The sequence below is a fragment of the Streptomyces otsuchiensis genome (assembly GCF_004305975.1).
Taxonomy (GTDB): Bacteria; Actinomycetota; Actinomycetes; order Streptomycetales; family Streptomycetaceae; genus Streptomyces; species Streptomyces otsuchiensis.
Window position 1 is genome coordinate 1 of record NZ_BHZI01000342.1, and the last position, 5491, is coordinate 5491.

At 72.2% G+C, this 5491-nt stretch carries 3 protein-coding genes and 1 pseudogene; 1 reads left to right on the forward strand and 3 read right to left on the reverse strand.

The window, feature by feature from the left end:
* From E0D90_RS23160 to E0D90_RS23170, 3 genes and pseudogenes are all read right to left on the reverse strand, one after another.
* Window positions 1-1071, reverse strand: a pseudogene (locus E0D90_RS23160) (biotin/lipoyl-containing protein); the annotation flags it as partial.
* Window positions 1072-1133: 62 nt separating this feature from the next.
* The gene (gene lpdA, locus E0D90_RS23165; protein WP_170215039.1) at window positions 1134-2522 is read right to left on the reverse strand and encodes a dihydrolipoyl dehydrogenase; all 1389 of its coding nucleotides are present in this window, start codon (window positions 2520-2522) and stop codon (window positions 1134-1136) included.
* Between the two features lie 359 nt (window positions 2523-2881).
* Window positions 2882-4474, reverse strand: coding sequence for a leucyl aminopeptidase (locus E0D90_RS23170; RefSeq protein ID WP_130799945.1), 1593 nt, complete (start codon window positions 4472-4474; stop codon window positions 2882-2884).
* Window positions 4475-4664: 190 nt separating this feature from the next.
* Here E0D90_RS23170 and E0D90_RS23175 point away from each other — a divergent pair.
* Window positions 4665-5491, forward strand: an 827-nt coding sequence (locus E0D90_RS23175) for a hypothetical protein (protein WP_438827438.1), incomplete at its 3' end; no start/stop codon positions are given.

Consider the following 5491-nt stretch of genomic DNA (forward strand, 5'->3'; position numbering starts at 1 on the left):
GTGCACGCCCCTCCCCGGACCCCTCCGGCCGGGGGCCCGGACCCCCACCCCGGGGCCCCGGAGCGCCCCGGAACGCCCTCCCGGGCGGAATCCATCGGTCGCCACACCGAATTCCCGGCCGCCCGTGCACCCACCCGTAAACCCCCGTGCACACCCACCCACGAAAACGACCGGTGAGCAAAAAGCCCACCGGCCGAATTCAACGGTCGAATCAGGAATGCGAATTGCGCATCAGTCGCGCGGACCGTACTCCTTCTCGAATGCGCGGAATCGCTTGGAAATGGTGCTGGCGCTGAGCCCGGCCTCCGCTCCGGCGGCGCGGGTGCTGGCGCCCTCGCGCCACAGCCGCAGCAGCTCCTGGTCGGCGTCGGCGGTCGGCTCCGGGGTCGGCTCCGGCGCCTTCTGCGGCTCCGGGGCGGCCTGCGGCTGCGCGGGAGCGGCACCCTTGGCGCCGATCACCGCGAGCTTGGCACCGACCTCGGCGGTCTCGTCCTCGCCGACCAGGATCTCCAGCAGGGTGCCGGCGGTCGGAGCGGGGATCTCGGTGTCGACCTTGTCGGTCGAGACCTCCAGCAGCGGCTCGTCGGCCTCGACCTCCTCGCCGATCTCCTTGAGCCAGCGGGTGACGGTGCCCTCGGTCACGGACTCACCGAGCGCCGGAAGGGTGACGTCGGTGCCCTCGGCCGAACCGGAGGACTCCTGACCCCCGCCCTGACCGGACGACGGCGCCGGGGCCTCCTGCGCGGGCTCGGGCTCGGCGGCGGGCGCCGGCTCGGGCTGCGACTCCTGCTGCGGCTCGGGCTGGGCCTGCTCCGCGGGGGCGCCGCCGCCGCTGCCGTCGTCGATGACGGCCAGCTCGGTGCCGACCTCCACCGTCTCGTCCTCGGCCACCTTGATGGAGGTGAGGGTGCCGGCCGCCGGGGCGGGGATCTCGGTGTCGACCTTGTCGGTGGAGACTTCGAGCAACGGCTCGTCGGCCTCGACCTGCTCACCCTCGGCCTTGAGCCAGCGGGTGACGGTGCCCTCGGTGACGCTCTCGCCGAGCGCCGGAAGGGTTACGGAAACCGCCATGGTTTCGGTTGCTCCTTACACACAGTGCGGATGGGGGCGCGCCCTCGCCGAGGGCGGCCGGATCAGTCGTGGGCGTGCAGCGGCTTTCCGGCCAGCGCCAGGTGGGCCTCGCCGAGCGCCTCGTTCTGCGTCGGGTGGGCGTGGATGAGCTGCGCGACCTCGGCCGGCAGCGCCTCCCAGTTGTAGATCAGCTGGGCTTCGCCGATCTGCTCGCCCATCCGGTCACCGACCATGTGGACGCCGACCACGGCGCCGTCCTTGACCTGGACGAGCTTGATCTCGCCGGTCGTCTTGAGGATCTTGCTCTTGCCGTTGCCGCCGAGGTTGTACTTCAGCGAGACGACCTTGTCCGCTCCGTACTTCTCCTTGGCCTGGGCCTCGCTGAGGCCGACCGAGGCGACCTCGGGGTGGCAGTAGGTGACGCGGGGCACGCCGTCGTAGTCGATCGGCACGGTCGGCAGACCGGCCAGCCGCTCCGCGACGAGGATGCCCTCGCCGAAGCCGACGTGCGCGAGCTGAAGAGTGGGGACGAGGTCACCGACGGCCGAGATCGTCGGCACGTTGGTGCGCATCTGGCCGTCGACCTGGACGAAGCCCCGGTCCATGGTGACGCCCTGCTCCTCGTAACCCAGGCCCTGGGAGACCGGGCCGCGGCCGATGGCGACCAGCAGCACCTCGGCCTCGAAGGTCTTGCCGTCCGCGAGGGTGACCTTCACACCGCTGTCGGTGTACTCGGCCTTCTCGAAGAAGGTGCCCAGGTTGAACTTGATGCCGCGCTTGCGGAAGGCCCGCTCCAGCAGCTTGGAGCTGTTCTCGTCCTCGGCCGGGACGAGGTGCTTCAGGCCCTCGACGACGGTCACCTCGGAGCCGAACGACTTCCACGCGGAGGCGAACTCGACGCCGATGACGCCGCCGCCCAGCACGATCGCCGACTTCGGGACCCGGTCCATGACCAGCGCGTGGTCCGAGGAGATGATCCGGTCGCCGTCGATCTCCAGACCCGGCAGCGAACGCGGCACCGAGCCGGTGGCGAGCAGGATGTGACGGCCCTGGACCCGCTGGCCGCCTACGTCCACCGAGGTCGGGGAGGAGAGCTTGCCCTCGCCCTCGATGATGGTGACCTTGCGGGACGCCAGCAGACCGGTCAGGCCCTTGTACAGGCCCGAGACAACGCCGTCCTTGTAGGCGTTGACGGCCTGCATGTCGATGCCCTCGAAGGTGGCCTTGACGCCGAACTGCTCGCTCTCGCGTGCCTGGTCGGCGATCTCACCGGCGTGCAGCAGCGCCTTGGTGGGGATGCAGCCGTTGTGCAGACAGGTGCCGCCCAGCTTGCCCTTCTCGATCAGGGCGACGTCCAGGCCGAGCTGCGCGCCGCGCAGGGCCGCGGCATAGCCGCCGCTGCCGCCACCGAGGATCACTAGGTCGAAAACGGTGTTGGCGTCGTTCGCCACGTCACGTCCTCCATGCATGGGGTACGCCGGGCCCGGTCGCCGAGTGACCGGCCGGCGGCTTGTGTGGGCCGCTGGTTGAGCGGTTGGTCATGGCTCGCTGGTGGGTGAGCCTGGCCCTGTCCTGCCGGAACAACATCTTCGCACCTGTCCGTCGCGGCCCGGAGCCCGGGCCGGTGGACGAGACGTACATATCGACTGTACAGGCCGCCTTCCCGCACCTCGCGAGCCGAATCGGCGGGGTTACCCACGGGTAGAACGGCGGTACGTGACGGGTGTCACGTACCGCCGCTCCACACCCGTGCCCGCACCGGCCGGGCCGCGGCGGGAGCCGGCGGCGCGACCGGTGCGCGCACGACGTGTCAGCCCTCCAGCTCGCCCTCGGCGGCGCGCTCGGCCAGCAGCACCAGCGTGCGGACCGCGGAGCCGGTGCCGCCCTTCGGGGTGTAGCCGTAGGGCGCGCCCTCGTGGAAGGCCGGTCCGGCGATGTCCAGGTGCGCCCAGGCGGTGTCGCCGGTCACGAACTCCTGCAGGAAGAGGCCGGCCGCCAGGCCGCCGCCCATCCGGTCGCCGACGTTGGCGACATCGGCCACGCTCGACTTCATCCCGTCCAGCAGCTCGGCGGGCATCGGCAGCGGCCAGGACTGCTCGCCCGCGTCACCGGCGGTCTCGTTCAGCAGGTCACGGAAGGCGTCGTCGTTGCCCATCACGCCGAAGGTCCGCTTGCCGAGCGCGACCACCATGGCGCCGGTCAGCGTCGCCACGTCGACCAGCACGTCCGGGGACTCCTCGCAGGCCCGCGAGATCGCGTCGGCCATGACCAGCCGGCCCTCGGCGTCGGTGTTGAGCACCTCGACCGTCTTGCCGCTGTACATCGACAGCACGTCGCCGGGGCGGGTGGCCGAACCGGAGGGCATGTTCTCCGCCAGCGCCAGCCAGGCGGTGACATTGACCTTCAGCTCCAGCCGCGCGGCGGCGACGACCGTGGAGAACACCGCGGCGGCGCCCGCCATGTCGCACTTCATGGTCTCGTTGTGACCGGCCGGCTTCAGCGAGATGCCGCCCGAGTCGTAGGTGATGCCCTTGCCCACCAGCGCCAGCGAGGTGGTCGCCTTGGCATGGGTGTAGGAGAGGCGCACCAGACGGGGCGGCGACTGCGAGCCCTGGCCGACACCGAGGATGCCGCCGTAGCCGCCCTTGGCCAGGGCTGCCTCGTCCAGCACCTCGATCTTCAGCCCGTGCTCCTTGGCCGCGGCCTGGGCCTCGGCGGCGAACACCTCGGGGTTGAGGGCGTTGGGCGGGGTGTTGACCAGGTCGCGGGCGCGCTTGACCTCCTCGGCGACCACGGTCGCGCGGCCGGCCACGGCCTTGTGGTCCTTGGCCTTGCCCGGCACGCCGGTGACGGTCACCTCGGCGAGCACCTTGGAGCCGGAGGCGGCGTCCTCGGAACCCTTGGTGTCCTTCCCCTTGCGTGCCTTGGCGGGCTTGCCCTTGCCGTTCTTCGCCGCGCCGCCCTGGAAGTCGGTGAAGGAGTAGGCGCCCAGCAGCGCGCCCTCGGTCACCGCGGCCAGCGCCGTCCCGTCCTCGACGGGCAGCGCGAACACACCGTGCTCGCTGGAGCTGAGGGCGCGCGCCGCGGTACCCGCCGCGCGGCGCAGCGTCTCGGGCTCGAAGCCCGTCCCGTCCTCGTCCGGCGCGGTGCCCAGACCCACGGCGACGACGAGGGGGCTGGGCAGCCCGTCCGGTGCGGGAAGCCTGGTGACCTCGTCCTCACCGCCCTTCGCGCCGAGCGTCTCCAGGAGGGCGGCCAGCTTGCCGCCGAAAGCGGCGTCGACCGCCGCCGTCTCGGCACCGGGGGCGAGGACGAGCCCGTTCTCGCCCTTGGCAACGCCGATGACCACGGCGTCCGCGCGCACCTTCGCGGCGGACGAATCGCTGAGGGTCAGTACAGTCACGGTGGTGGTGGTCCTGTTCCGTCGTGGATGGGCATGCGGTCGCCGGATACCGCTCCCGGGGGAGTCGAGCCTACGCCCGCCCGGGCGCGTCGCCGCCCCGGGGGCGTGGCCCGCGACCGGGCCCCCGCCCGGGTGACGCCCGGGCGTGTCGGCCCGCTCCCGGCGACCTCCCGTCACATCCTGGGCGCTCATGAACCAGTGGTGGCAGCAGGGAATCGTCGACGCGGGCAAGCTCCCGCTGCTCATCGCGCTCGTGGCGTTCCTGGTGACCTTCGCCGTCACCCGGCTGATCACCCGGATGATCCGCGCCGGACGGGGCCCGTTCGGGGACGTCTCGACCGGCGGAGGCGTCCATCTGCACCACGCGGTGCCCGGCGTGGTCCTGATGGTGGCCGGCGGGTTCGGCGCCATCGCCTCCACCCAGTACGGCGTGCTCGCCACGATCGCGGGGGCGGTCTTCGGGGTCGGCGCGGGGCTGGTGCTCGACGAGTTCGCCCTGATCCTCTATCTCAACGACGTCTACTGGACCGAACAGGGCCGCAAGAGCGTCGAGCTGGTCATGATCACCGGTGCCGTGGTCACCCTGGTCCTCGCCGGCTCGGCGCCGTTCGGCGTGGACACCCTCACCGCCGACGAGCGCCAGGACCGCCTCGCGGTGATGAGCACCATCGGCTTCCACTTCTTCTGCTCGGCGATCTCCTTCACCAAGGGCAAGCCCCTGGTCGCGCTGTTCGGCGTGCTGGTGCCGCTGGTGTCACTGGTCGGCGCCGTCCGGCTGGCGCGGCCGGAGTCCCCGTGGGCCCGCCGCTTCTACCGGCGGCGGCCCCGGGCGCTGGCCCGCGCCCGCCGCCGCGACGAACGGCACGCCCGCCGGTGGTCCGGCCCGGTGCGCCGCGCCCAGGACATCCTGGGCGGCACACCCACCCCGGAGCTGCGTCCGGCGGCGGGGAGGGAAGCGGACGCGCCGGGCGGCGGTGAGGCGGGGGAGCGGCCCGCGCCGCCCGGCGCGTCCGCTTC